This is a genomic window from Oceanobacillus jordanicus (assembly GCF_022095695.1).
GTDB lineage: Bacteria > Bacillota > Bacilli > Bacillales > Amphibacillaceae > Oceanobacillus_B > Oceanobacillus_B jordanicus.
Genome location: NZ_JAIFZM010000010.1, coordinates 127,106 through 150,773, shown reverse-complemented (window position 1 = coordinate 150,773; position 23,668 = coordinate 127,106). Strand labels below are relative to the sequence as shown.

The 23,668-nt window shown below is 37.5% G+C and carries 23 protein-coding genes and 3 pseudogenes; 16 read left to right on the top strand and 10 right to left on the bottom strand.

Translation table 11 applies throughout. The features are described 5' to 3' along the window. Positions 1 to 10: 10 nt before the first annotated feature. The 9 genes from K3T81_RS13105 (at position 11) to K3T81_RS13065 (ending at position 9,383) form a co-directional block, all read left to right on the top strand. A complete protein-coding gene (locus K3T81_RS13105; RefSeq protein WP_238020489.1) occupies positions 11 to 646 on the top strand; it encodes a YesL family protein in 636 nt (211 codons plus the stop codon). Between the two features lie 639 nt (positions 647 to 1,285). Beyond that, a complete protein-coding gene (locus K3T81_RS13100; RefSeq protein ID WP_036574562.1) occupies positions 1,286 to 1,822 on the top strand; it encodes a TetR/AcrR family transcriptional regulator in 537 nt (178 codons plus the stop codon). A gap of 290 nt (positions 1,823 to 2,112) precedes the next feature. Then, positions 2,113 to 3,006 carry a beta-keto acid cleavage family enzyme gene (locus K3T81_RS13095; protein WP_238020488.1) on the top strand — a complete coding sequence of 298 codons (894 nt, stop codon included), beginning with the start codon at positions 2,113 to 2,115 and terminating at the stop codon, positions 3,004 to 3,006. Beyond that, positions 3,003 to 3,947, top strand: a complete 945-nt coding sequence (locus tag K3T81_RS13090) for a 3-hydroxyacyl-CoA dehydrogenase NAD-binding domain-containing protein (RefSeq protein ID WP_238020487.1) — start codon at positions 3,003 to 3,005, stop codon at positions 3,945 to 3,947. Before K3T81_RS13095 ends, K3T81_RS13090 begins: the two co-directional genes overlap by 4 nt. A gap of 123 nt (positions 3,948 to 4,070) precedes the next feature. Continuing rightward, positions 4,071 to 4,550: a thioesterase family protein gene (locus K3T81_RS13085; protein WP_238020486.1), complete on the top strand. Its 480-nt coding sequence runs from the start codon at positions 4,071 to 4,073 to the stop codon at positions 4,548 to 4,550. Between the two features lie 47 nt (positions 4,551 to 4,597). After that, on the top strand, positions 4,598 to 5,800 hold the full coding sequence (locus tag K3T81_RS13080; protein ID WP_238020485.1) for a quaternary amine ABC transporter ATP-binding protein: 1,203 nt from the start codon (positions 4,598 to 4,600) through the stop codon (positions 5,798 to 5,800). Next, positions 5,797 to 6,627 (top strand): ABC transporter permease, encoded by an 831-nt coding sequence (locus tag K3T81_RS13075; protein WP_238020484.1) that lies wholly within the window; start codon positions 5,797 to 5,799, stop codon positions 6,625 to 6,627. Before K3T81_RS13080 ends, K3T81_RS13075 begins: the two co-directional genes overlap by 4 nt. Positions 6,628 to 6,682: 55 nt before the next feature. Continuing rightward, on the top strand, positions 6,683 to 7,558 hold the full coding sequence (locus K3T81_RS13070) for a glycine betaine ABC transporter substrate-binding protein (protein ID WP_238020483.1): 876 nt from the start codon (positions 6,683 to 6,685) through the stop codon (positions 7,556 to 7,558). Positions 7,559 to 7,658: 100 nt separating this feature from the next. Beyond that, entirely contained in the window at positions 7,659 to 9,383 is a 1,725-nt protein-coding gene (locus K3T81_RS13065; protein WP_238020482.1) for a CocE/NonD family hydrolase, read from the top strand. A 135-nt stretch (positions 9,384 to 9,518) separates the two neighbouring features. On the opposite strand, the pseudogene K3T81_RS13060 reads toward K3T81_RS13065, so the two are convergent. Continuing rightward, a pseudogene (locus K3T81_RS13060) lies at positions 9,519 to 10,091 on the bottom strand (Rgg family transcriptional regulator); the annotation flags it as partial. 18 nt (positions 10,092 to 10,109) lie between these two features. Beyond that, positions 10,110 to 10,379, bottom strand: a complete 270-nt coding sequence (locus K3T81_RS13055) for a helix-turn-helix domain-containing protein (protein WP_238020480.1) — start codon at positions 10,377 to 10,379, stop codon at positions 10,110 to 10,112. Positions 10,380 to 10,519: 140 nt separating this feature from the next. Between K3T81_RS13055 and K3T81_RS13050 the strand changes: the two genes are divergently transcribed. Beyond that, on the top strand, positions 10,520 to 11,854 hold the full coding sequence (locus K3T81_RS13050) for an amidohydrolase family protein (protein ID WP_238020479.1): 1,335 nt from the start codon (positions 10,520 to 10,522) through the stop codon (positions 11,852 to 11,854). Positions 11,855 to 12,065: 211 nt separating this feature from the next. Here the strand turns inward: K3T81_RS13050 and K3T81_RS13045 are convergent, their stop codons facing one another. The 6 genes from K3T81_RS13045 to K3T81_RS13020 form a co-directional block, all read right to left on the bottom strand. Continuing rightward, positions 12,066 to 13,325: a glutamate-5-semialdehyde dehydrogenase gene (locus K3T81_RS13045; protein WP_238020478.1), complete on the bottom strand. Its 1,260-nt coding sequence runs from the start codon at positions 13,323 to 13,325 to the stop codon at positions 12,066 to 12,068. Between the two features lie 19 nt (positions 13,326 to 13,344). Next, positions 13,345 to 14,460 carry a glutamate 5-kinase gene (gene proB, locus K3T81_RS13040; protein WP_238020505.1) on the bottom strand — a complete coding sequence of 372 codons (1,116 nt, stop codon included), beginning with the start codon at positions 14,458 to 14,460 and terminating at the stop codon, positions 13,345 to 13,347. A gap of 135 nt (positions 14,461 to 14,595) precedes the next feature. Beyond that, positions 14,596 to 15,462, bottom strand: coding sequence for a pyrroline-5-carboxylate reductase (gene proC / locus K3T81_RS13035; protein WP_338044652.1), 867 nt, complete (start codon positions 15,460 to 15,462; stop codon positions 14,596 to 14,598). Positions 15,463 to 15,890: 428 nt separating this feature from the next. Next, positions 15,891 to 16,574, bottom strand: a complete 684-nt coding sequence (locus K3T81_RS13030; protein WP_238020476.1) for a DUF421 domain-containing protein — start codon at positions 16,572 to 16,574, stop codon at positions 15,891 to 15,893. A 23-nt stretch (positions 16,575 to 16,597) separates the two neighbouring features. Then, positions 16,598 to 17,176, bottom strand: coding sequence for a CBO0543 family protein (locus tag K3T81_RS13025; protein ID WP_238020475.1), 579 nt, complete (start codon positions 17,174 to 17,176; stop codon positions 16,598 to 16,600). Between the two features lie 176 nt (positions 17,177 to 17,352). Continuing rightward, positions 17,353 to 18,846 carry a phospholipase D-like domain-containing protein gene (locus K3T81_RS13020; RefSeq protein WP_238020474.1) on the bottom strand — a complete coding sequence of 498 codons (1,494 nt, stop codon included), beginning with the start codon at positions 18,844 to 18,846 and terminating at the stop codon, positions 17,353 to 17,355. 295 nt (positions 18,847 to 19,141) lie between these two features. On the opposite strand from K3T81_RS13020, the gene K3T81_RS13015 reads away from it, so the two are divergent. Further along, complete coding sequence (locus tag K3T81_RS13015) at positions 19,142 to 19,411, top strand: hypothetical protein (protein WP_060681666.1); 270 nt, start codon at positions 19,142 to 19,144, stop codon at positions 19,409 to 19,411. 14 nt (positions 19,412 to 19,425) lie between these two features. Then, a complete protein-coding gene (locus K3T81_RS13010; protein WP_238020473.1) occupies positions 19,426 to 19,764 on the top strand; it encodes a spore coat protein in 339 nt (112 codons plus the stop codon). Between the two features lie 163 nt (positions 19,765 to 19,927). Here K3T81_RS13010 and K3T81_RS13005 read toward each other — a convergent pair whose 3' ends face one another. Together K3T81_RS13005 and K3T81_RS13000 are read right to left on the bottom strand one after the other, a co-directional pair. Beyond that, complete coding sequence (locus K3T81_RS13005; RefSeq protein ID WP_238020472.1) at positions 19,928 to 20,101, bottom strand: S8 family serine peptidase; 174 nt, start codon at positions 20,099 to 20,101, stop codon at positions 19,928 to 19,930. A 1,060-nt stretch (positions 20,102 to 21,161) separates the two neighbouring features. After that, positions 21,162 to 21,434 carry a hypothetical protein gene (locus K3T81_RS13000; protein ID WP_238020471.1) on the bottom strand — a complete coding sequence of 91 codons (273 nt, stop codon included), beginning with the start codon at positions 21,432 to 21,434 and terminating at the stop codon, positions 21,162 to 21,164. A gap of 274 nt (positions 21,435 to 21,708) precedes the next feature. Here K3T81_RS13000 and K3T81_RS19685 point away from each other — a divergent pair. The 4 genes and pseudogenes from K3T81_RS19685 to K3T81_RS12985 form a co-directional block, all read left to right on the top strand. After that, positions 21,709 to 21,780 (top strand): annotated as a pseudogene (locus K3T81_RS19685) (recombinase family protein); the annotation flags it as partial. A gap of 43 nt (positions 21,781 to 21,823) precedes the next feature. Then, positions 21,824 to 22,123: a phospholipase D-like domain-containing protein gene (locus K3T81_RS19515; protein ID WP_275949838.1), complete on the top strand. Its 300-nt coding sequence runs from the start codon at positions 21,824 to 21,826 to the stop codon at positions 22,121 to 22,123. Positions 22,124 to 22,161: 38 nt separating this feature from the next. After that, entirely contained in the window at positions 22,162 to 22,353 is a 192-nt protein-coding gene (locus K3T81_RS19510; RefSeq protein ID WP_275949837.1) for a phospholipase D-like domain-containing protein, read from the top strand. 257 nt (positions 22,354 to 22,610) lie between these two features. Next, a pseudogene (locus tag K3T81_RS12985) lies at positions 22,611 to 23,290 on the top strand (DUF421 domain-containing protein). The last annotated feature ends 378 nt before the right edge of the window (positions 23,291 to 23,668 follow it).

Below are 23,668 nucleotides of genomic sequence, written 5' to 3'. Positions count from 1 at the left end.
AGGGTGAAAAATGGAAGGCTGGGTGGAGAAGCTTTTATCACTATGTAAGCAGTTTGCAAACCTATTCTATTTAAACTTGTTATGGATAATTTTCACTTGTTTAGGTCTCCTCATTTTAGGCATTTTCCCTGCCACTATCGCGATGTTTTCAGTAGTAAGAAAATGGTTGATTGGTGAAAAAGAAATTCCTATATTTAAATCCTTTTGGCAAACATATAAAACAGAGTTTGTTAAATCAAATATTTTAGGCTTGTTTTTTTCTTCAATAGGATTACTGATTTATTTTGATTTTCACTTCTTTCAATCTCAAGAAGGAATCGTATACTTCATCTGGTATGCCTGTTTTATTATGTTGAGCTTACTGTTTCTAACCATGTTACTATATTTCTTTCCTGTCTTTGTTCACTATGAACTTAAGCTTTTTCAATATATAAAACAAACGTTACTAATGGCGATATTCCAGCCCTTAAATTCGGTCTTAATGCTAATAGGTTCCCTTGTCACGTTTACACTTTCCTATTATTTACGCTTGTTCCCTTTTCTCAGTATCATCATTCTCGTTTACTTTATAATGTGGATGGGGCTTCGAACCTTTAGAAAAGTCGAGCAGTACAAAGTCGCCCTTGCTGTCAGTAGCGACGATTGAAGGTAATGAAACTAATAACAGTATGTAATAGGGGGGATTTTGGTAACGGTACTGATTTTTTCGACAATCCCCAATGAAGAAAATAGTAATCTACTATTAATTTGTAGTGGATTTGTTACATAGGTATGAGCGGTGGTCCCTCCATTGGGGTGGAACTTTCACCACACAAATCTTCTAAGGTAAAGGTAGAGCGACATTTTTAGTTGTTCTACCTTTTTGGCTTGTAAGGTAAGGTGTTTTATGTTAGTTCAGGGAAATGAATAGAATGAAGAAATTTAGAACATAACGATAATGTTTAGTCAGCTCTTGTCGCGAATTGGTAGAGGAACGGGAATCCACATCCCCTAAGTTATATGGTTTACCAAAAGGAATACAGGTGCCGATAAAGTATAAAGTTAGTATGTAATATGATGAATGGCCCTCTGGTTCTAACCACTCCACCCACTCTAAAAACATGCAATCTGTATAAAAGTTAATCAATTTTCACCTTAAATAATTGGGGTGTTTGCTTGATTTATTGGGATTTTTAGCCCAAAACCTGTAAAATCAACTTGTTACTCCCATTCTAAAAAAGATTGAAAGTGTACCGTCCAGATGGTATGTTAAATAGCATAAATAAAAATAAAGAGGAGATCTTCAATGGGCAAAATTTCTAGAAAAGTGGATATTCTTCATGCTGCCTCGAAAGTTGTAAGTGAAAAAGGTATCTTTAATTTAACACTCGATGCCACTGCGAAGGAAGCTGGAATCAGCAAAGGTGGCCTTCTCTATCACTACCCGTCGAAAGAAGCACTTGTGCAAGGGATGGTAGAACATCTAGCGAATAACTATAGAGAGAAAATAAGTAATAATGCGGAATCAGATCCAGTAGATAAAGGTAAATGGGTCCGTGCATATGTTGATGTAACGTTTAATCAAGCTTACCAAAACAAGGATATGCATTATGGATTACTTGCAGCGAAAGCAGTCAGTTCTAATTCATTGGATCCTATTCGTGAACTCTATTCAGATTGGCAATATAAAATTGAGGACGATGGTATAGATCCCATTAAAGCTACTATCATAAGACTGGCTACTGATGGGATTTGGTTATCCGAACTCTTCGATATTTATCATATTGAAAAAGACAAGAAAAAAGCTGTCTACGAAAAGCTAAGAGAATGGGCAAACGAATAAAATTGGTAGAATAAATGTTGAACAAAACACCACTTTATAGAGGTGTTTTTGTTTTTTTACAAGTTTATCGAAAAATAAACAATCCCTTCTACTGACTAGTTTAATGGTTGCTTTAAATTAAAAAGAGCAAATGAAACACCTTTCTAATTTTAGAGAGGGTTGAAAACAAACCGTCTGGATGGTATAGTTTATAACTGTGATAAACAAACCGTCCGGATGGTACACATTGTAACAGTTATCGATTAATACTAAAAAGTTTAATTGAGCAGTAAAGAAGAGGAGGAAGCAGATTGAAAAAAGCATTACTAACAGCTGCTGTTACGGGTGCAGGGGATACAACTTCAAAAAGCCCTCATGTACCTGTAACACCAAAAGAAATTGCAGAAGCAGCAATAGAATCAGCAAAAGCGGGAGCAACTGTAGCCCATGTTCACGCTCGTAATCCAGAAACAGGTGGAATAAGCCATAACGTTGATCATTATCGTGAAATAGTTGATCGGATTCGTGAGTCTGAAACAGACGTTATTATTAATATTACTTCTGGGGGAGGCGGAGATTTCATACCCAGTTTAAATACACCAGCAGCTGGTGGAAATGGAACCGATATGCAAACCCCAGCGGAACGTCATCAGCCTGTAGGTGAGTTGCTTCCAGAAATGTGCACCCTTGACTGTGGTTCAGTAAATTTCGGCAATATGATTTATATGAGCCCGACTGATTGGTTAAGAGAACAAGCGGCACTTATTCAACAAAGTGGAGTCAAACCTGAATTAGAGTGCTTTGACACAGGGCACCTTCGTTTTGCCCAGCAACTAGTGAATGAGGGATTAATCGACGGTGATCCAATGTACCAATTCTGTATGGGAATTCCTTGGGGAATGGATGCAGATGAAGAGACAATGATGTACATGAAGAATCGTCTACCTGCAAATGCCCACTGGTCAGCATTTGGTATTGGACGGATGCAGTTGCCAATTCTTGAACAAACCGCACAGTTAGGTGGAAATGTACGCGTTGGTTTAGAGGACAATTTATATTTATCAAAAGGTGTGCTTGCTCGAAATGATCAACTTGTTGAGAAAGCAGTAAACATGTTAAACAGTAATGATATCGAAGTCATGACACCTCAAGAAGCTAGAATACAATTCGGATTGAGAAACCCATACGGAGGCGAAAACATATGAGTCAGTCAACAACAGTAGCAGTCATTGGTACAGGCGTAATTGGTAATGGGTGGATCGGCCGATTTTTAGCTCAAGGGCTAGATGTCATTGCTTTTGATCCAGCAGAAGGAGCAGAAGAACGTACTCGACAAGTCATTCAGCAAGTTTGGCCGTCTTTGGAAAAGCTTGGGTTGGCAGAAGGGGCTTCACAAAAACGATTGACATTCGTTCCGACAATTGAAGAAGCGGTTCAAAATGCTGCAGTTATCCAAGAGAATGTACCTGAACGTGAAGATATCAAGAAAAGTGTTTTAACTAGTATTGATCAACATGCTAAGCCTGATGCCATCATTGGGTCTAGTACTTCAGGAATTATGGCAACAACATTACAACAAGGTTTGCAGTATCCAGGGCGGGTAATTGTTGCTCATCCTTTCAATCCGGTTTATCTTTTGCCTCTTGTTGAGCTAGTTGGGGGAGAAGAAACGGACACTGCGTTAATGGAAAGAGCAAAAGCTTTCTATCAATCTATTGAAATGAAACCACTCGTAATTAACAAAGAAATTGAAGGGCACGTAGCTGATCGTTTAATGGAAGCATTATGGCGTGAAGCGCTACACCTTGTAAATGACGGAATTGCTACTACAGAAGAAATTGATGCAGCAATTATTTATGGTGCAGGGCTTCGTTGGGCTCAAATGGGACCATTCTTAACTTTCCATCTAGCAGGCGGAGATCAAGGCATGCGACATATGCTAGAACAGTTTGGTCCAGCACTTAAAAAGCCATGGACAAAACTAGAAGCACCTGAACTAACGGATGAATTAAAAGAAAAAGTTATCGAAGGCTGTGAAAGTCATGCAGGTGATGTACCCATCTCCGAATTAGAAGATAAACGAAATGAGTTTCTAGTGAAACTATTAGACTTAGTCGAGGATTATTGGCCTCAATCCAAAATTTAATAGATGGTTAAAATGGTAGGCGAATTACTGGTTGTAACTTTGAAAAGCAGCAATCTGGAATGTTCTCTTCCTTTATCCATCTTTTTGAACAAACGATTTAACAGTCTGGGAGGATTTTAAACCATGGCAGAGCAACAACCCTTTCATTATCAAACCGTTGTACATCAAGAATGGGTAGATTATAACGGCCATATGAATGATGCAGCATATGCGAAAGTATTTAGTTTAGCTGTTGATGCATTTATGGCTAATATTGGACTAGATGAAGCGTCACGTAATTATTTTAGTTATACGATTTTTACCTTAGAAACACATTTGTGTTATTTGCAAGAAGCACATCAAAATGAGCAACTAAACGTGACTATACAGCTTTTAGACGTCGACCCCAAACGACTACACGTAATTTTCACAATGAAAAATGAAATGAACGAAGCAATTGCAACAAGTGAACAAATGTTAATGGGGATCAATACGGATCAAGAAAGACCTGCTCCCTTTCCTGCTCCTGTAGCAAATAGTATAGAAGTAATGTGGAACAAGGATAAGCAACTAAAAGCACCGAAGCAAGTGGGTAGAACGATAGGTATTAAGCGAAAAAGTTAAAGCGGTGCTTTTCCAAAAAGTATCTCTAAAAGAATAGGAGAATGTAGATGAATAAGATTGAAGTGAATCATTTAACGAAAATCTTTGGCTCTCATCCACAGCAAGGCCTAAAACGTTTGAAAAATGGAGAACAAAAAAATGGAATTCTTAAAAAAACTGGAATGACAGTTGGTGTTAACCAAGCATCGTTTGCAGTAAAACCTGGAGAAATTTTCGTTATTATGGGCCTTTCTGGAAGTGGTAAATCAACATTAATAAGATTAGTCAATCGGTTGATTGAACCCACAGATGGGGAAGTTTTAATCGATGGGGAAGACATTACCAAAATGGATAAACATACTCTAATTGAAACGAGACGTAAAAAATTAGGTATGGTCTTCCAAAAATTTGGGTTACTACCACATAAAACAATTATGAACAATGTCGCTTTTGGCTTAGAAATCCAAGGAATTGAAAGAGAAAAACGGGAAAAAATAGCACTAGAAACAATTGAGGATGTTGGGCTAAAGGGATATGAAGATAGCTATCCAAGTGAATTAAGTGGAGGAATGCAGCAACGCGTTGGCATAGCTCGTGCACTTGCAAATGATACGGATATTCTATTGATGGATGAGGCATTTAGTGCGCTAGATCCAATTATTCGTAAAGAAATGCAAGACGAACTCTTAAAGATCCAGAACAAATTGGGGAAAACAGTGTTATTTATTACCCATGATTTAGATGAGGCTCTAAAGCTTGGAGATCGCATTGCAATAATGAAGGACGGAAAAATAGTACAAATAGGAACATCAGAAGAGATTTTAGAAAATCCAGCAGATGATTATGTCTCCAACTTTGTAAAAGATGTAGACCGTTCCAAAGTCCTTGAAGCGTCCCATGTAATGAAAAAACCAGAAGTATTGTTATCGTACAAGGACGGCCCTCGTTTAGCTGTAAGAAAAATGGAAGAAGCAAGTGTTTCTAGTATCTTTGTTACAGATAAAGAAAAGAATTTTAAGGGCCTCTTAACCATCGATGATGCAGTTAAAGCTTATCAAAACAATATCTCTATGGAAGAAATGCTTATAACAGAGGATGTTTATACTACTTCGCCAGATACACCATTAAATGATTTAATCGGTATTGCTGCTAATGTAAAGTATCCGATAGTCATTGTTGAAGATGGAAAGCTACTGGGTATTGTGTCACGCGTTTCCATATTGTCAGGCTTAGTGCTAGGGAAAGAGAAAGACGAGGTGGAATCTATATGAACTATATCGACTTACCCTTAGAAGAATGGACAAACAATTTTGTTAATGGTTGGTTACTGCCAGTCATGAGTGGTTTCTTTGATAGTATTAGTACTGCACTTAGTTCCTTTATAGACGGTGTTACGAATCTCATCACTTCTATCCCTCCTGAAATTATCGCAGTCGTCCTCATATTATTAGCTTGGAAACTTGCTGGAAGAGGTATCGCATTATTTACGTTAATAGGTTGTCTATATATCGGTTCTGTTGATTTATGGGCTGAAACAATGCAAACTGTTGCCATTGTAATTGTCTCGACAATTATATCCGTTATTTTTGGAGTTCCTGTTGGCATAGCAAGTGCAAAAAGTAGCCTCATAGATAAAATTGTCCGTCCAATATTGGACTTTATGCAAACACTACCTATTTTCGTTTATTTAATTCCATCGATTCTATTATTTGGGCTTGGTGGTGTCCCAGCTGTAATAGCAACATTCGTATTTGCGGCTCCACCAGCTGTGCGTATGACTCGGTTGGGGATTTTACAAGTGCCTGAAGAAGTAGTTGAAGCATCAAAAGCATTTGGTACAACATCAAAACAATTACTATTTAAAGTTCAATTACCACTTGCTATACCAACTATTATGGCTGGTATAAATCAAACAATTATGTTGGCATTATCTATGGCGGTTGTGGCCTCCATGATTGGGGCTCCAGGACTTGGTTCGGTAGTATTGTCCGGAATTTCGACAGTTAACGTAGGACTAGGATTAACTGGCGGTTTAGCCATCGTTGTAATTGCCATTATACTTGACCGCATCACACAAGGAGTAGGGAATAAATTATAAACTAAATCTAATATTCGACGTATCAAGAAAACAGAAAACTAAAAGGAGAGTTATTATGAAAAAGGTATTACTAGGTATGATTAGTGCATTATTCGTAATGTTTGTCGTTGGTTGTTCCCAACAAAACGAAGATAGTGAAAATCAGACAGGTGCTGATGAACAGCAAACAATCACATTAGGTGTAACGCCATGGACAAGCACTGTACCTCCTACTGAAATAGCTCAAATTTTATTGGAAGATATGGGTTATAACGTAGAACAAACACAAGCAGATGCTGGAAGCACCTATATTGGACTATCACGTGGTGATATCGATGTATTCATGGATGGATGGTTCCCAGTCCATGACGTATATATCGAAAAGTATGGTGACAAAATTGAAGAAACAGCAGTTAGTTATACAGATGCTGATGCTGGTTTAGTCGTTCCGAGTTATATGGAAGATGTGAATTCAGTTGAGGACATCGTAGGTATGGAAGATCAGTTTAATAATGAATTGTATGGAATAGAAGAAGGAGCAAGTGTAACTGGCATCATTGATGACTTGATTGAAGGATATGGGCTGGATATGGAGCAAGTCAATTCATCTGAAGGTGGTATGCTTGCACAAGCTATGCGTAAATTGGAAAATGAAGAACCAGTTGTTTTCTATGGCTGGCGCCCACACACAATGTTTAATAAGTTAGACATTAAAGTAATTGAAGACGACAAAGGTTTCTTTGAAACAGCTACTGTTAAAGTGATTACGAACAAAGAACTACAAGAAACAGCGCCTGATGCATACGAATTCTTAAGTAATTGGAGTATCCCACTTGATGATGTGGAAGAAATGATTGTTAAAATTGAGGAAGAAGACGTACCTGCCAGAGAAGTAGCGCAAGAGTGGATTGACAATAATCAAGATAAAGTAAATGAAATGTTAGGCAAATAATGGAGCGTCTGTGTTGACTGAGTCAGCACAGACCTTGTTTGTTTCTACTCTCTTAATCAAGTGTATGGTAAATTTCATCTTATTCGAAAGGAAGGTAAATATGTCAGACATAAATCAAGTAATCGTCGACCGAGAAGTTCCTTGTAAGTTAAGAGATGGAGTGATACTCTATGCAAATATTTATCGTCCACAAGCAAATGGAAACTATCCAGTACTTTTAACTCGCTTACCTTACAATAAAAATCTTCCTAACTTTTCACATCGTTGGATTGATCCCATTCGAACCGCAATGGAAGGTTACATCGTTATAATCCAAGACGTGCGTGGTCGTTTTGCATCAGAAGGAGAATTTGAACCCTTCGTTCAAGAGGTGAAAGATGGCTATGACACCGTTGAGTGGGCAGCGAGCTTACCCTATTCCAATGGTAAAGTAGGTATGTTTGGCCTGTCTTATTATGCATTCACACAATTGTATGCAATGGTAGAACAGCCCCCTGCTCTAAAAGCAATTTTCCCCGCAATGACAGGAAACATTTTTAAGGATGCCTTTGAGGAAAACGGCATACTCTCTTTAGCTGCAGCAGAAACATGGATGCTCGATTCGTTAGCGCCTGATTATTTAAAACGAAAGCTAAGTCCAAAAGATTTTGCAAAAGCGATGGAGGAGTTAGCCAACGACCTAAATCAGATTGAAAAATGGCATACATTTACTCCGATTAAAGAATTACCAGCAGTCATGAAGCATCCCATGCTACAAGATATTTACCAGAAATATATTCAACAAGAATATAATATTAAAGCCATTGAGTATAGGGATGTAAAGAGGTATTCTGATTTAATGGATATTCCAGCCTATCATCTTGCTGGTTGGTATGATAATTTTTTAAATCAAACGCTATTGAATTATGAACAGATGCAAGCATATAGTCAAAATCAAAAGTTAATCATCGGTCCATGGGGACATGGAATGACTGGTACTGACTTAGGAGAACGTTCTTTTGGCGTAAATAGTTCAGGCGACTCTATTGATGGTAAAGATGACCTCACATCGTTGCATATTAATTGGTTTAACCAGTGGTTGAAAGAAGAGAATGAGGTTCGAATAGATGATGAAGACCCTGTTAAAATTTTTGTTATGGGGATAAATCAATGGCGCTCTGAAAAGTCCTGGCCCTTGCAGCGTGCTACATCCACCAATTTCTATTTTCATAGTGATGGAGAAGCAAATCTCAAGTCTGGCAGCTTAAATACTACCCTTCCTGGCGATGAGCAAAAAGATCAGTTTATTCATGATCCAACAAGCCCAGTACCAACTAATGGTGGTGGAACGCTATTTTATAACGGTAGAAACGCTGGGCCACGTGATCAACGAAAAATAGAAGAACGAGAAGATGTTGTCGTCTACACGTCTGAAGAATTGGAACAGGAAGTAGAAGTAACTGGCACAGCAAAAGTTATTCTATGGGCGTCTACCGATGCTCTAGATACTGATTTCACAGCAAAGTTAATCGATGTTTTCCCTGATGGAACTGCTTATAATTTAGCAGATGGTATTATCCGCGCCAAATATCGAAGTGGGAAAAGGGAACAAGAAAGTTTGAATGGTGACATAATCCGTTATGAAATAGATTTATGTGCAACAAGCAATGTATTCTTACCAGGACACTCCATTCGAGTTGAGATAGCTTCCAGTGATTTCCCGCGCTATGATGTGAATCCTAATACCGGAAAAACAACATTAGAATCAGAAGAAATGAGAAAAGCAACCCAAAGTCTATTTCATCAAAAAGAATATCCATCACATGTCATCCTGCCAATAGTGTAGCGAGAGATTTAATATTCAATGCAACTAAAAAAGCCCTTTGCTAAGAAGGGCTTTTAAATTTATTAAAGTGCCTAAAAATAGTAGTATTAAAGGAAATCTAGTACACAACTTGGCTAAATTGGTAGTTGCTCGTTACTACTCAATCAGCAGGAGATATTGCTCTATATTATTCGCCAGCTTTGTAGAATTCAGTTCCCTTAATAATTGAATTGCTTTCTCCATTTTTATAATACCTTCTTCTTTATTACCAGTCCGGATTTCATAAGCGCCTTTTAACTGCAATAAATGGACTCTATCCACTAAGTTGCTTTCTGGAATGGCGACCTCCTCCAGATACGACATAAACTCATTAAATTCCTTTTGATATGTAAATGCTTCATGAAATCGATTCACAGATCCAAGTAAATAGATAATCGTATTAAAAAGCACAGCTGTTATCGCATCGTGGATCTTCAGGTAGCCTTTAAAACGAGTACTTTTTTCATAAGCAGTTCTGGATAGCGTTATGACCATATCTGGCTCGAGTAATAATAGTGTTCCATTATAAAGCATTAATTCATAATACCCCCATACCTCCACGCGAAATAAGTAATCAGCAAGAAGGCGAATATTATTTTCCTGCACTTCTTCACTGATATACTGATTCCCTACAATACTTTCATATACCTCGATCAATAGGGCATTAAAATGGTAGGTTTCTACACCATATTGTTTGCCCTTCTTTAGTTAATCGCTTTTTAATCGCCTTAGTTCATTTGCATCTCTATTCAGGTAGGCTGTCCCTGTTGCTTTAAAAAATTGCTCTATCTTATCGGGCTGAAAATCATGATGAATGTAAAAAAACTCTTCAAAGTTCATCATGAGCTTTTCTAATATTTTTGTCATGAGGCCGAGGGTTATATCAGAATCTCCCCGTTCAAACTTGGATAGAAAAGAAACAGAACAGACGCCATCTGCTAATCTTTTTAAAGTTATCCCTTTTTGTTTTCGAATCATTCTAATTGTTTTTCCGTATTCTACTACTATTTCAATTCCCCTCCCAGAGACGAAAATTCCACTATATGATAATTTTGCAAACCAGTCGTTTTAATCAATATACAATAAAATCAGAACATTTAATATAGGGGGAAATAGAAATGGAAAAATTATTACTTAAAAATGGAACGATTATTGATGTGACGAATAAAGTCTCTTTTATCGGGTCAATTGAAGTAGAAGGGGATAAAATCAAAAGCATCATAAGACACGATGAAGCATTACCTAGGGGAATAGAGACGATTGATGCCAAAGGTAAATATATTATGCCAGGCTTAATCGATATGCATTGTCATATTAATGAGGGATTCGCACCCCATTTTGTTGCATCAGGTGTAACGACAGTACGCAATACGGCAGGTAATGTCCTCTTACTTAATAACTTAATTCAAAAGCCTACAGATGCACCAACACCAAGAGTATATGCTTCAGATAGAATGATTGATGGAACACCTGGACAATGGGGACCAACTAGCTATGGTAATTTCGTAACAGACGATCCTGAGGAAGCTAGAAAAGAAGTTCGAAGGCAAGTAGAGGTAGGAGCTAAATTTGTAAAACTATATGGATGGATCAAAAAAGATGTCATGGAAGCAGCTGCCGATGAGGCCGAGAAGTACAACATGGAAGTTGCTTGTGACTTAATCAATTCCAAGGATTTAACGGCTTTAGATGCAGCGAAAGCGGGTGTTACTTGGCTTGAACATACATCTGGATTTGCACAAGAAATGTACAAAGGTTGGAACCCAATGGTAGATCAAAACGCGTGGAGTCATATTAATTGGGAAGAACCAGATCAAGTAAAAATCGAGGAGCTTTGTGCGAAAATCCTTAAACACAACGTAAAACTATGCCCGACCATGGTTCTTTTTGATCAAGCTATGCGTTATCCAGCTATCTGGTCGCCTAAAAATAAAGTGATTAAATCTATTGAAAATAGAAAGCATCCTGTAGAATACTGGAAAAGCCATGAAGAACTTGATGCGGTTATAAAAGAGAGTAATGCTGTCGTAAACAACTTAACGAAAGCTATTGCAAAAACTTATTATGATATGGGCGGAACAGTAGTTGCTGGTACTGATACACCAGCCTTACTATATACGTACCCAGGAATGGCTTTGCATCGGGAACTAGAAATTTTTGTGGAAATCGGCTTTACTGAAGTAGAGGCTATACAAGCAGCCACAGTAAATGCAGCTAAGTCTATTAATCTAGATGATATTGGAACAATCCAAGAAGGGAAAATCGCGGACCTCGTCATCTTAAACAAGAACCCATTAGATAATATTAAACATACAAAAGAGATCGACCTCGTCATGAAAGGTGGAAAAGCATATACCCAAGTTGAAATATTGAGCAGTGTGCCAAGTGAGGAAGATGTTAATAGATCTCTACAAGCATTTATGGAGGAATGGGAAGCGGAACATGTGAAGTGAATTTTATTGAAGTGAAGGGGCAGGCCCCAGTAAATGAACTTACATGGAGACTGTCCCTCCTCTTTTCGCTGTGAGCTTATCTTTCCTGTAGTAACTAAGGGGAAAGGTTAAACGGTCTAAAAGTAAACGGACGCTAACACCCTGATTCGTTCAACTAACAATCAGTGGGGGAAGAATGAAAACCCCCACTGATTGCAGTTTCACTTTATATTCATCTAATCTGTCCATTCCCGTTCATCATATATTTAATCGTTGTTAAAGCAGGTAATCCCATTGGGCCACGTGCGTGCAGCTTTTGTGTGGAAATTCCTATTTCAGCACCAAAGCCAAGTGCGCCTCCATCGGTAAAACGAGTGGAAGCATTGTGGTACAATGCAGCTGCATCAACTAGTTTCATGAATGTCTCAGCAGTTTGACCATTTTCCGTAATAATTGCTTCTGAGTGCTTGGTTCCATAGGTATCAATGTGGTCAATAGCATTATCCAGATGGTTTACCGTTTTGACAGCAATGTCTGTGCTTAAATATTCATTCGCCCAGTCATCTTCTCCTGCCAGAACAGAGCCAGGAAAAACCTGTACAGCAGCCTCGTCACCATGAACGTTGATGTTATTTTCGTTAAAAGCCTGGATTAAAGCATCCTTATTTGTTTCCAGCCAATCTTCATGAATGATGGCAGTTTCGACAGCGTTACAAACAGCGGGACGATCTGTTTTCGCATTGACAAGAATGGCTAAAGCTTTTTCCACATCCGCTTCTGCGTCAATGTAAAGATGACAATTTCCCACACCCGTTTCCAAAACAGGAACGGTTGCATTGTTGACGACCGCTTGAATCAACGAGCCACCACCACGAGGTATAAGTACATCGATGTGCTGCTTCATCGTGAATAACTGCTGTGTTGCTTCCCGATCGGTACTATCAATGAATTGTACGGCTTCTTTTGGTATTTTTGTTTTTTCCAATCCACGATGCATCACTTCGACGATCTGCTTATTGGATGTAATCGCAGATGAACCACCCTTCAGCACAATCGCGTTTCCGGATTTTAACGCTAATCCAGTCGCATCAACCGTTACATTGGGACGCGCTTCATAAATCATACCGATGACCCCGAGAGGAACGGTTACCTTTTGAACATTTAACCGATTGTCCAGTGTCCAATCGGAATCCACTATACCAGTTGGATCTTCAAGCTTCGCTACGTCACGTAATCCTTGGGCGAACTCTTTGACACGTTCTTTGGTAAGCGTCAAACGATCCATGTATGCCGCGTCGTAGCCTTTGTTGCTTCCTTTTTCCAAATCTGCTTTATTGGCAGTTAAGATACTTTCATATTCTGTGTCTAGTACATCGGCCAAAGTAAGTAGTGCTGCGTTTTTTTCTTCGGTTTTTAGCAAAGATAAGGTCTTAGCTGCTTTCTTGGCTTGAATGGCTTGTTCTTCGATGTTCACTTTGTTTATGACTGTCATTATATTCCTCCTAAAATGTTTATACAGTTGTGAGCACGGATGTATCCAGGTGACAAACGAGCTGTTCACTTTCAATGGCTGCTTTTTCGTATTTTTCCAAATCGACGTCAACCTTATTTATTAATTGATCCAGTGCTTTGGAAGAGTAATTCACCACACCAAGGCCAATTTCCTCGCCAGTTGCATCAAATATCTTTACAACCGCGCCTTTTTTAAACCGACCGTTGACGCTGTAGACAGCTGAAGGTTCCAAGCTGGTATGGTTCTCAAGAATTGCTTCTTTGGCGGATGGTTTAATGGTAACTTCGCCTTCTGGTCCCGAGTTAAACGCAATCCACTGCTTTTTTTGATTGAGTTCTTCCATGTCTTCTTGTGGTTCAAAGTATGTGCCGACTGCATTATTATAAACAGCATCATAGACGATGCCGTTGGTGCTGGATTTTCCTAAAAAGGAAGAAATACCGGATGCCATCGCTATCTTAACGGCCTCGATTTTTGACTTCATTCCACCTGTACCGACGGAGCTACCAGGTTCACCAGCCGCTGCTTCGATCTCAGGGGTGATTTCATTTACTTTAGTAAGAAGCTTTGCGTCTTCATTTTTACGTGGATCACTATCATACAGTCCGTCAATATCAGAAAGGATGATTAATTGATCCGCATCAACTAGACCAGCTACTTTTGCTGAGAGTGTATCATTGTCACCGAACTTTAGGAAATCCATCGTAATCGTGTCATTTTCATTTACGATTGGAACGATGCCCCGTTCCAGTAAAACATTTATCGTGTTTCTTGCATTGTTATAACGGTTCTCATCAGAGAAATCACTGCGAGTGATTAAAATTTGTGAAGCCACATAGCCGTGGGAAATAAAGAGATCCGAATACGTTTCGATTAATACCCCCTGTCCAATGGATGCGGCAGCTTGTCTTTCTGATAAAGAATCCGGGCGGGTAAGACAGCCTAGCTTACGATATCCAGCTGCTACTGCTCCAGAAGAAACAAGCAATACTTGGTGGCCATCATCCTTTAAACGAACAACTTCTTCGACTAATTTTTCCAGTTTTCTACGGCTTACTTCTCCGTTCATACTTGTCAATGAACTACTTCCAATTTTGATTACGATACGTTTCATGTCTATACCAGGTGTCACTCCACCACTCCTATTATTTTTCATTTCATTTTGTTAACTGCGTTTTAGTACTGGGTTTATGTAACTGGCAGTACACCACCTCAAGTATGGGTGGGGGTATACCAGCCCACTTAATGTTTATTTTTGCAGGGCTAATTTTTTCTCTGGTTTTTTGCTTAATGCTTTTGAGCGGGAGGCTGCACTTTTAATTGCTTCGATAATGGCCATTCCACCACCATGCTCATTTAAAGCATCCAGTCCGGCCGCTGTTGTTCCATTAGGGGATGTAATATTTTCTCTCAGTTCTTTCGGGGTCTCTTCTTGTTCCATGATCATCTTTGCTGCACCATAAAGGGTCTGGGCACCGATTTCGCGTACCAATTCGCGATCAAGTCCTGCCTGATGGCCAACTTCTTCTACATGTTCCATTAAGTTATAAAAGTAAGCGGGTCCACTACCAGCGATTCCTGTATAAATGTCCATCTTATCTTCATCAAGGATATATGCTTCACCAATACATTTCATTAGTTCCTTAACTAACAGTACCTGATTCATATCCACATATTTACCGGGGGAAACAGCAGTTGCTGATTCCTGAATCATGCTGGATGTATTCGGCATGACACGGATAACTTGCTGAAGATCGTTTAAGTTTTCTTCCATATAGGTAGTAGAGATACCAGCCAATACAGAAATAAGTAGCTGATCTGCAGTGATCTTCTGGCGTAGTTCCTCAATGACACCATCTATATCTTTTGGTTTCATTGCTAAAATAAAAATATCAATCGTTGTATAGTCCAACTGGTCTTTTGTAACTGCTTTTATGTCATACTTGTCCTTTAATTCGTTCAAACGCTCTTGGTTGTTTCGGTTTGTAACGACGATTTGCTCTGTTGATAATTTTCCTGATTGTATAAATCCTGAGATAATTGCTTCTGCCATGTTACCTGCACCTAAAAATGCGATTCGTTTATTATTCAAATTCAATACGCTCCTATTTACGATTTCTTAACCGTTAATTAGCGTAACACGTACGTTTTATACTTCAAGGGTTTGAACACAAGTCGGGTGTATATAGCCGAAATAGTCAGGGTAAGCGCTAACATTTGGAGGTATATTGTTCTCATGCGCTTAGAAATGCCCAAATACCCTATCATCGCTGTATTTGGAAGTTGAAATTCTGGGGATTGGAGGATTTGATCAAGGTAAGTTGGAAAAGGATAGTTGTAAATGATTCCAACAGCTTTTTTTAATGGGGTAGCGTCAGGAAAATGCGGATTTACAACGTTAAGGAAATCAAAATATAAAAAGTCTAATTTCTCGGTGTTATAAGTGAAAAATTAGGCTTTAGTTACTTCATTAAAGCGCCCGATTGTTGAAGACTAAAGTTTATATTCACCAAGAAAATTGATATGCTCTGATCCTAACAAATTTTATTTAGGACTTACATGTATGCCTTCACTCTCTCGCCAATCTGCGTAGAGTATACGATTTACATTATCATATCCATTGGTAGTTAATTGGTTATCTAACCACTGTTGATCAAATCCGAGTTCATGTAAATTATCCCATAAAATTTCCCCATCTATAATTAACGATGTTGGGAGGTCTACTGGACTTTCTGGAAGATTGAGATCTTGCTTGTCTGGTTTTTGATACTTGGATTTTAATAATAAACTTAATTGCCCATTAGCTTCCAATATACCGTATTTGACTTCACGAACTGAAAAGACATTATTTTGACGGAGTATACTCAATACTTGATTTACATCCAATTTGTTCTTTGTAAGTAACTTTCTGTCCATAACACCATCTCGAATGATTATGTTAGGATTGCCTAATAAGAGAGAACGTGTCGATTTATTTTTTAGAGTCATAAACTCTATTCCCAACATAAGGAACGTCCACAATCCGATGGCATATAAAAAATGAAAAATCCCTACCTTATCTTCATAAATGGTATTTCCTAAAAAATCTCCAAGTACTAACACAAAAACTAAGTGAAACGGGGTTAACTGATAGATGGATGTTCTGCCTGTTATGATAATGATAAAAAATAAAGTGGCAAAACCAACGATGACTTTGATCGTCAGTAAACCAATATTAACTTCTTCCAAAGTTTTTTCCTCCAATTTAAATTTTACTTAGTTGTAAGATCTTGAGGTTTAGATAAAAAGGCTAGTTTTAGTATTAAAGCTCGAGTTACAATTCCAACAATGATGTAATATATGAATGAATATCTGTATCTCCACTCTAAATAATTAACAAGTTTGACCCACTCGCAAAATGGTTCACCTATAAAGGCATATGTTAGTGCCATAATGATCTGGGCTAAAATAAAAGATTTCCATGTTCTAAAATATTGATATAACAACATGTAAGCTACAGGTACCATTGAAAAATCAAAAGGAAAAGCCCTAGGAATAATAGGTAGGAATGCAATGGGGTAATCCCAAAGACTATATTGTGCACCAACTACATCTAGTAAGGTTGTTGTCAAAATAATTACGGTACCAAATAACAAAATTTCTAAAATAATGTCTCGGTTAACAAGTTTAGCCCATATAACCCAAGGCACAATAAAAAAAACTACTAGAATCCACCATTCCCAAGTTAAAAACTCATTTTTTAGCCAACCATTTAATTCTAAATGATAGAGCTTATATTCTAATAAACGTATTTCCTTAAGATTTTCAAATATATTATTTATTGATATCACCCCTATATTTAAATTAAAAGGTAACAGATATTTTTGAATTCAAACTCTTTGAGCTGCCTTTTTAGTATTACCGTTTTTTAGTAATGAATTTCCATCGTAAATAAGAAATATTTTTTAAAACAAAAATTTATTAAATCAAGATTTAAGATAGAACAATAAAAACAGGATACATCAACTTATAATAATGGAGAAAGCAAGCGAGCACCCTGTTCAACAATGCGCTCGGTCAGGGATCGTTGCAGTAAGTCTTCCATTCTTAATGGTACAGAATCAGTAAGATCCCTCTCGAACTGCTCTGTGAGTTCACTTGCCACATCAGCACTGTACACGACTTGACACACCTCATAATTCAGGCGAAAACTTCTCATATCATAGTTTGCTGCGCCTACTTCTGCAATTTCCTCATCAATGATCATCAGTTTCGCATGTAACATTCCTTTATTGTACTGGTAGATCTGGACCCCAGCTTCTATAAGTTCCCCGTAATAAGTACGACTTGCAAAGCCCACGATTTTTTGATCAATATGGCGAGGAACAAGTAATCTTACGCGTACACCACGAGCCACAGCTGTCTTTAATGCCATGATAATATCTGTTTCTGGTACAAAGTAGGGTGTTGTTATATCAATAGTCTTGGTCGCCTGTGTTATACATATAAAGTAAGCTTGACGAATAACTGGGGTAGGAATTCCAGGGTTTCCTTCCAACGTATGGATGTACGCTTTTTGCAATGTCCCGGTCTTTGGGTATATGTCCATCTCTTTACCATCTATGGTGCTCAACTCTGACCCCAATTCGGCTGACCATCTGGAAAAATCTACTCTTCCGATTGGATTGATTTTCGTTACCTCAGATTTTGTTTTCCGATTTGTTTTCGATTTTATCCGTTCCGGCACAGCAATATTCCAATGAACGTCAAAGACAGTCTGCAAATCGACTGATGCTTCTCCTGTTATTTGTAAATGAGTATCCCGCCAGAAGCCAATGTCAGGATTTAATCCTGTATATTCATATCCTACGTTCATGCCACCAGTAAAAGCTTTCTTTCCGTCGACCGTGACAATCTTACAGTGATCCCGATAATTCCAATTGGATAAAATCCAGGGAAAGCGTAAAGGAAATATTGTCCGGCATTCTATCCCTGCTTCCACCATCTGCAGGATTTTTTGACGCGGAAATTTTTTACTCCCCCAACCATCTCTAATAAAACGAACCCGCACTCCGTTTACTGCTTTTTCGATCAGCAGTTCTGTGATGCGATTACCTATTTGGTCATTCCGATAGATGTAATATTCCAGATCAATGGTTTTTTGGGCTTTTTGTAGAGATTCGATGAGTTGTTCATATTTTACTATTCCATTGTTTAGTACTTGGACTTTGCCGACTTGTAGCCCGCCTAAAGTAAAATACCTTAAAGCATCGGCGATTATCGATGCTGAATCACTATATGTATCAGGTAACTTCTCAGACTCATTATGAGAAGAGGTCAATCTTTTACGATGAATAAGCTTGGGATTTGATATGCTAAGATATAGTAAGAAACCAATGACAGGCAAAACAAGGACGATTACTATCCAATTCAAAGCTTTGGCTGGCCGACGAACTTCCCAAATTGCTATGAATAAGATAAAGACCGTATTTAAAAGGTATAGATAAAAAATCCACTCCATCTAAAATTCCTCCCTAGCTTTTTTCTCTTAGCATGTACAAACTATGTAACCAGTATACGTATGGAATATGAAGGGATTGTCTGTTATATATTATGGACTACCTTTATAAGAACTTTTATAAGATATTAAGAACGAAAAAATAGAGAATTAAGGTTGGGTAAGTTCTGACATCACGAAAGGCGTAATGATCTGGGCACTGTCCTAACTAGAGACTAAATTACCATCTGGTAAGGTATAGTTTTTTATAAATTTGAAAAGCTAAAGTGGTAAATGAAGTAATAAGGAGGAACTGTTCATGCAACAGCAACAACCGAATCAATCTCAAAGTCAGCCGCCGGTCTTTCAAGAGCCACCACAAGTGCTTACAGGAAAAGATTTTAATTACTTAAAGGACATGCTATCGTGGAACCTTTTAGGACTCAAAAAGGCACATTTTGCAGCAGACCAGTGCCAAGATCAACAGGTCGTAGTAGCCCTTGAAAAGGCATGCATGATGCACGAAAGACATTATCAGCGTATTTTGCAGCATTTGGAGCAAAATGTGAACCAAATGAAGAATCAATAAGGGGGACATACAAAATGAATAACAATCAAAACAAGATTCAAAATCCAGAAACACCTATACCAAAAACACCTGAGATGAATGAACGTGACTTCCTAAACGATATGCTTTCGTATGAAAAGTACATTACGGCATCTTATTCTACGGCAATGAATGAGGCAAGCCACGCTTGGCTATATCAGGACATTCACGCGATTTTTGACGAAACGAAGAATTTGCAGCGTGAACTGTATAATCTGATGTTTCAAAAGGGATGGTATTCGCTTGAAGCGGAACAGCCACAAAAACTTCAACAGGCGGCACAGCAGTTTACAGGGTACATGTCCCAGTTTCCGCATAATCCTCCAATACAATAAGATCGCAAAAAGCTATGGTAACCAGTCCATAGCTTTTAAATTTCATATCGCCTTAGTTAAAGAATTCAAAAATTTCAAGGTGTTTTTAACTACAAAAGGTAACTTTTATAAAGGTTCATTGCCTTTTATCCTGACATGGGGTCAATAGGGGGAGTATTTCAGATTATTCATTTAGGGCTGCTTCCAGTGCATTCTTTACATCAATTAAGCCATTGCCGAAATCGCTATCATTTCCAGGGATTCCTAAATCATATGCAGAATTCTTAATAATGTCTATTACTTCTCTGTTAGTTAAATTAGGGTTTGCAGAAAGCAAAAGGCCAGCAAGTCCTGCCACGCTGCAGAAATCAAGACTACATTTTTATTGTTGCATAATTGATTTTGGAATGAAAAGCAATCGTAGAATTCAGATCTTTAATAATTTTACCATTTATCTCACTTGTCATCCGTTCTAAATCTTGCGTTGTTGGGTGAACCTTGAATTTGACGGTTACTTCTTTCTTAATATAATGACTCTCAGTTTTTTCATTGTGTTTAATAAGAAAAACGGAAGGATAATTTCTTAAGTGATTCTTTATGGTTTCATCCATGGCATGCTATTTATTTGAAGAACATTTTTTTCGCTTTCAACATTTTGGACTCTGGTTATAGGGGTATTAAATCGGTTTTTGACATAGTTTTTTATTAGTTTAGTCCCAGGAATTTTTACAATGGGAATAGGTGGAAAAGTAAAAAAAGAGGTTTCGTATTACATTATTAAAAGTAAAAAGTTAATGATAAATAAGTAAGCAAAAAGTCATTAAGTTTACTATTTCTTATTTTCTTTATTTCTTTTTCTTCAAACTAGGATATGTAGGCAATGTCTCTATTCCTAGGAAAAGTGAGGAACATAAGATAAAACTGAATATACTCAAAAGAAAGGGAGTTAAAAAATGCATCAATATCATAATCACATGTCTAATTATCACCCTCAATATTCCACCCAGTCTCAGCAATTATCCTGAGTCTGAAATTTGGGCAGAGCAACAAATCAAACAACCTTTATATCCTCATTTGAATCAAGTATTAAATATTATTGCCCCTTTTATAAAATATGGATTAGAAGAAGCAAAAGATACTTCATATGTCCATGCATTGCAGGAAGTTGCTGCAATAACCTATTTAATTGGCACAGACCGCTTATTTAACGGTCGAATCTTGGGAAATTAATGAAATGTTTTAAAAATGGTTGATATGATCCATTCTTATAAAGGAAAAACTAGTAGAGTTGAAATGTTTAAATGTATTTTTGTACTATTGTTCAAAAACAACAATTGAGTTATCATAACAGTTAAATTTGGAGCAATAAGGCACACCGTCAAAATCAAACGGTGTGCCTTATTGCTGTCTATTAATATTTATTCATCTATATTATCTGGATCGTTTATATCTTTAGGATCTTCAATGGGTTCTTCTGCATCAGGGACTAAATCAGCTTCATCATCTTTATTTTCATCTATATTATTTGGGTCATTTGCATCTTCAGGATCTTCAATTGGTTCTTCTGTATCAGGATCTACATCCACTTCAGGTGGTGGTGGATCATTATCCTCTTCTACATTATTACACCCCAATAACATGATAGTAGATAGAAAAACTGCTGTTAATAGTCTTAACCACTTTAGATTCATTTTCATCGTCCTTTCTATTGGTTTTTTACTTTTAATATTATCTTCTTCTTCCACTTTTTTATACGAACATTTTAACTTAACAACAATATTAAGGTCCTTAATCACCAAAAAGTAGGGGCCTATTTGTATCATTTTCAAAATTTCCCTTTTAAAAAAGAATTAGAGGATTTATTGATAAACGGGAAGGTGTCAGGAATTGGAGATAAAAAATGTAGTACAGAAAAGTTTTATGACAATCTTACAGTCAAAGTTCAAATAAGAGTTAGCACGACAATTGGATTTATTAGAAAAATATAATTATAATGAAATTTTGACAGAGAAGATGACAGGAACAAAATCAAACCGACAATTACAGCAATCATTGTTATTGGTCTGGTTCATGTCAGACGTTGGAAGGTAATCCAGGTCTTCCTACGCCAATCGTTCGAACGACCTACTTCATTTGCCTAAGTCAAGCGAACCAGACCGTTGATATAACCACCCCGTTCTTTATTCCAGATGAAGACATCCTGATGGCGATAAAGACAACCGTGGCAAGAGGTGTACGCATAAGGTTACTCGTCCCCCGACATGTAGCAAATAAAATCGTCGACTCTGCCAAACGAACTTATTATGGAGAATTGATAGAGGCAGGTCTTCAAATTTACGAATACGATAAAGGCATGCTCCATGCGAAACAAATGGCATAGATGATGAGATCGCAGTTGCTGGTGCTGCAAACTGGGATATGAGAAGCTTCCGGCTGAATTATGAGACGTGTGAAGTCATTTACAGTGATGATGTTGTTAAAGAACTTACTAGTCAATTCGAGCGTGATCTTAGTGATTCATTGCCGGTGAAGGTCGACGATCTGGTGCAGCGCTCCATAACTCAGCGCATGATTGAACAAAGTGCACGTGTGTTTTCTCCTTTATTATAAGTTAAATGTATAAAACGGAATAACAAAAAGGCTGCTTAAAGAGTATGAATTCAAAAATAGCTGTTCCTTTTAATTTAAATATAGGGGTGATATCAATAAATAATATATTTGAAAATCTTAAGGAAATACGTTTATTAGAAGATAAGCTCTATACATCATTGTTGGAATTGTAACTCGAGCTTTAATACTAAAACTAGCCTATTATCTCAAGCTCAAGATCTTACAACTAAGTAAAATTTAAATTGGAGGAAAAAACTTTGGAAGAAGTTAATATTGGTTTACTGACGATCAAAGCCATCGTTGGTTTTGCCACTTTATTTTTTATCATTATCGTAACAGGCAGAACATCCATCTATCAGTTAACCCCGTTTCACTTAGTTTTTGTGTTAGTACTTGGAGATTTTTTAGGAAATACCATTTATGAAGATAAGGTAGGGATTTTTCATTTTTTATATGCCATCGGATTGTGGACGCTTCTTATGTTGGGAATAGAGTTTTTGACTCTAAAAAATAAATCGACACGTTCTCTCTTATTAGGCGATCCTAACATCATCATTCGGGATGGAGTCATGGATCGAAAGTTACTTAAGAAAAACAAATTGGATGTAAATCAAGTATTGAGTATACTCCGTCAAAATAATGTTTTTTCAGTTCGCGAAGTCAAATACGGTATATTGGAAGCTAATGGACAAATAAGTATATTATTACAATCCAAGTATCAAAAACCAGATAAGCAAGATCCCTTCCAGAAAGTCCAGTAGACCTCCCAACATCGTTAATTATAGATGGGGAAATTTTATGGGATAATTTACATGAACTCGGATTTGATCAACAGTGGTTAGATAACCAATTAACTACCAATGGATATGATAATGTAAAGCGTATACTCTACGCAGATTGGCGAGAGAGCGAAGGGATACATATAAGTCCCAAATAATTCTTGGTGAATATTATGTGGATATAAAAGAGATTCACTGTTTAAAACAAAATTGAACGTTTCCCATAGAATGGGTGTTAAGAATTTGTCTGATAGAGTGTTTGTTACTCTTGGGTCTTCCATAATCGGACGCTTTAATGTAACAACGAAAAAAGCCTAATTTCTCAATTTTTATGCTGAGAAATTAGGCTTTTTAATATTAGAATTTCCATAACGTCGCAAATCCGCATTTTCCTGACACTCCCCCATTCCCATCAAGCTAACATTAATGAATGGGTAGAATAGAGCCGTTTTTGCAAAGCAATGTCTTTGCTATTGAAAAAAGGCAAGGCACAATAATTGAAAAGGAAACGGCCCAGATAAATAGCCCTCATCTGG

Excerpts from the sequence above, each read along its gene's own strand:
- K3T81_RS13105 (WP_238020489.1), top strand. The coding sequence starts at position 11 with ATGGAAGGCTGGGTGGAGAAGCTTTTATCACTATGTAAGCAGTTTGCA.
- K3T81_RS13100 (WP_036574562.1), top strand. The coding sequence starts at position 1,286 with ATGGGCAAAATTTCTAGAAAAGTGGATATTCTTCATGCTGCCTCGAAA.
- K3T81_RS13090 (WP_238020487.1), top strand. The coding sequence starts at position 3,003 with ATGAGTCAGTCAACAACAGTAGCAGTCATTGGTACAGGCGTAATTGGT.
- K3T81_RS13085 (WP_238020486.1), top strand. The coding sequence starts at position 4,071 with ATGGCAGAGCAACAACCCTTTCATTATCAAACCGTTGTACATCAAGAA.
- K3T81_RS13080 (WP_238020485.1), top strand. The coding sequence starts at position 4,598 with ATGAATAAGATTGAAGTGAATCATTTAACGAAAATCTTTGGCTCTCAT.
- K3T81_RS13075 (WP_238020484.1), top strand. The coding sequence starts at position 5,797 with ATGAACTATATCGACTTACCCTTAGAAGAATGGACAAACAATTTTGTT.
- K3T81_RS13070 (WP_238020483.1), top strand. The coding sequence starts at position 6,683 with ATGAAAAAGGTATTACTAGGTATGATTAGTGCATTATTCGTAATGTTT.
- K3T81_RS13065 (WP_238020482.1), top strand. The coding sequence starts at position 7,659 with ATGTCAGACATAAATCAAGTAATCGTCGACCGAGAAGTTCCTTGTAAG.
- K3T81_RS13055 (WP_238020480.1), bottom strand. The coding sequence starts at position 10,379 with ATGATTCGAAAACAAAAAGGGATAACTTTAAAAAGATTAGCAGATGGC.
- K3T81_RS13050 (WP_238020479.1), top strand. The coding sequence starts at position 10,520 with ATGGAAAAATTATTACTTAAAAATGGAACGATTATTGATGTGACGAAT.
- K3T81_RS13045 (WP_238020478.1), bottom strand. The coding sequence starts at position 13,325 with ATGACAGTCATAAACAAAGTGAACATCGAAGAACAAGCCATTCAAGCC.
- proB (WP_238020505.1), bottom strand. The coding sequence starts at position 14,460 with ATGAAACGTATCGTAATCAAAATTGGAAGTAGTTCATTGACAAGTATG.
- K3T81_RS13020 (WP_238020474.1), bottom strand. The coding sequence starts at position 18,846 with ATGGAGTGGATTTTTTATCTATACCTTTTAAATACGGTCTTTATCTTA.
- K3T81_RS13015 (WP_060681666.1), top strand. The coding sequence starts at position 19,142 with ATGCAACAGCAACAACCGAATCAATCTCAAAGTCAGCCGCCGGTCTTT.
- K3T81_RS13010 (WP_238020473.1), top strand. The coding sequence starts at position 19,426 with ATGAATAACAATCAAAACAAGATTCAAAATCCAGAAACACCTATACCA.
- K3T81_RS13000 (WP_238020471.1), bottom strand. The coding sequence starts at position 21,434 with ATGAATCTAAAGTGGTTAAGACTATTAACAGCAGTTTTTCTATCTACT.
- K3T81_RS19510 (WP_275949837.1), top strand. The coding sequence starts at position 22,162 with ATGAGAAGCTTCCGGCTGAATTATGAGACGTGTGAAGTCATTTACAGT.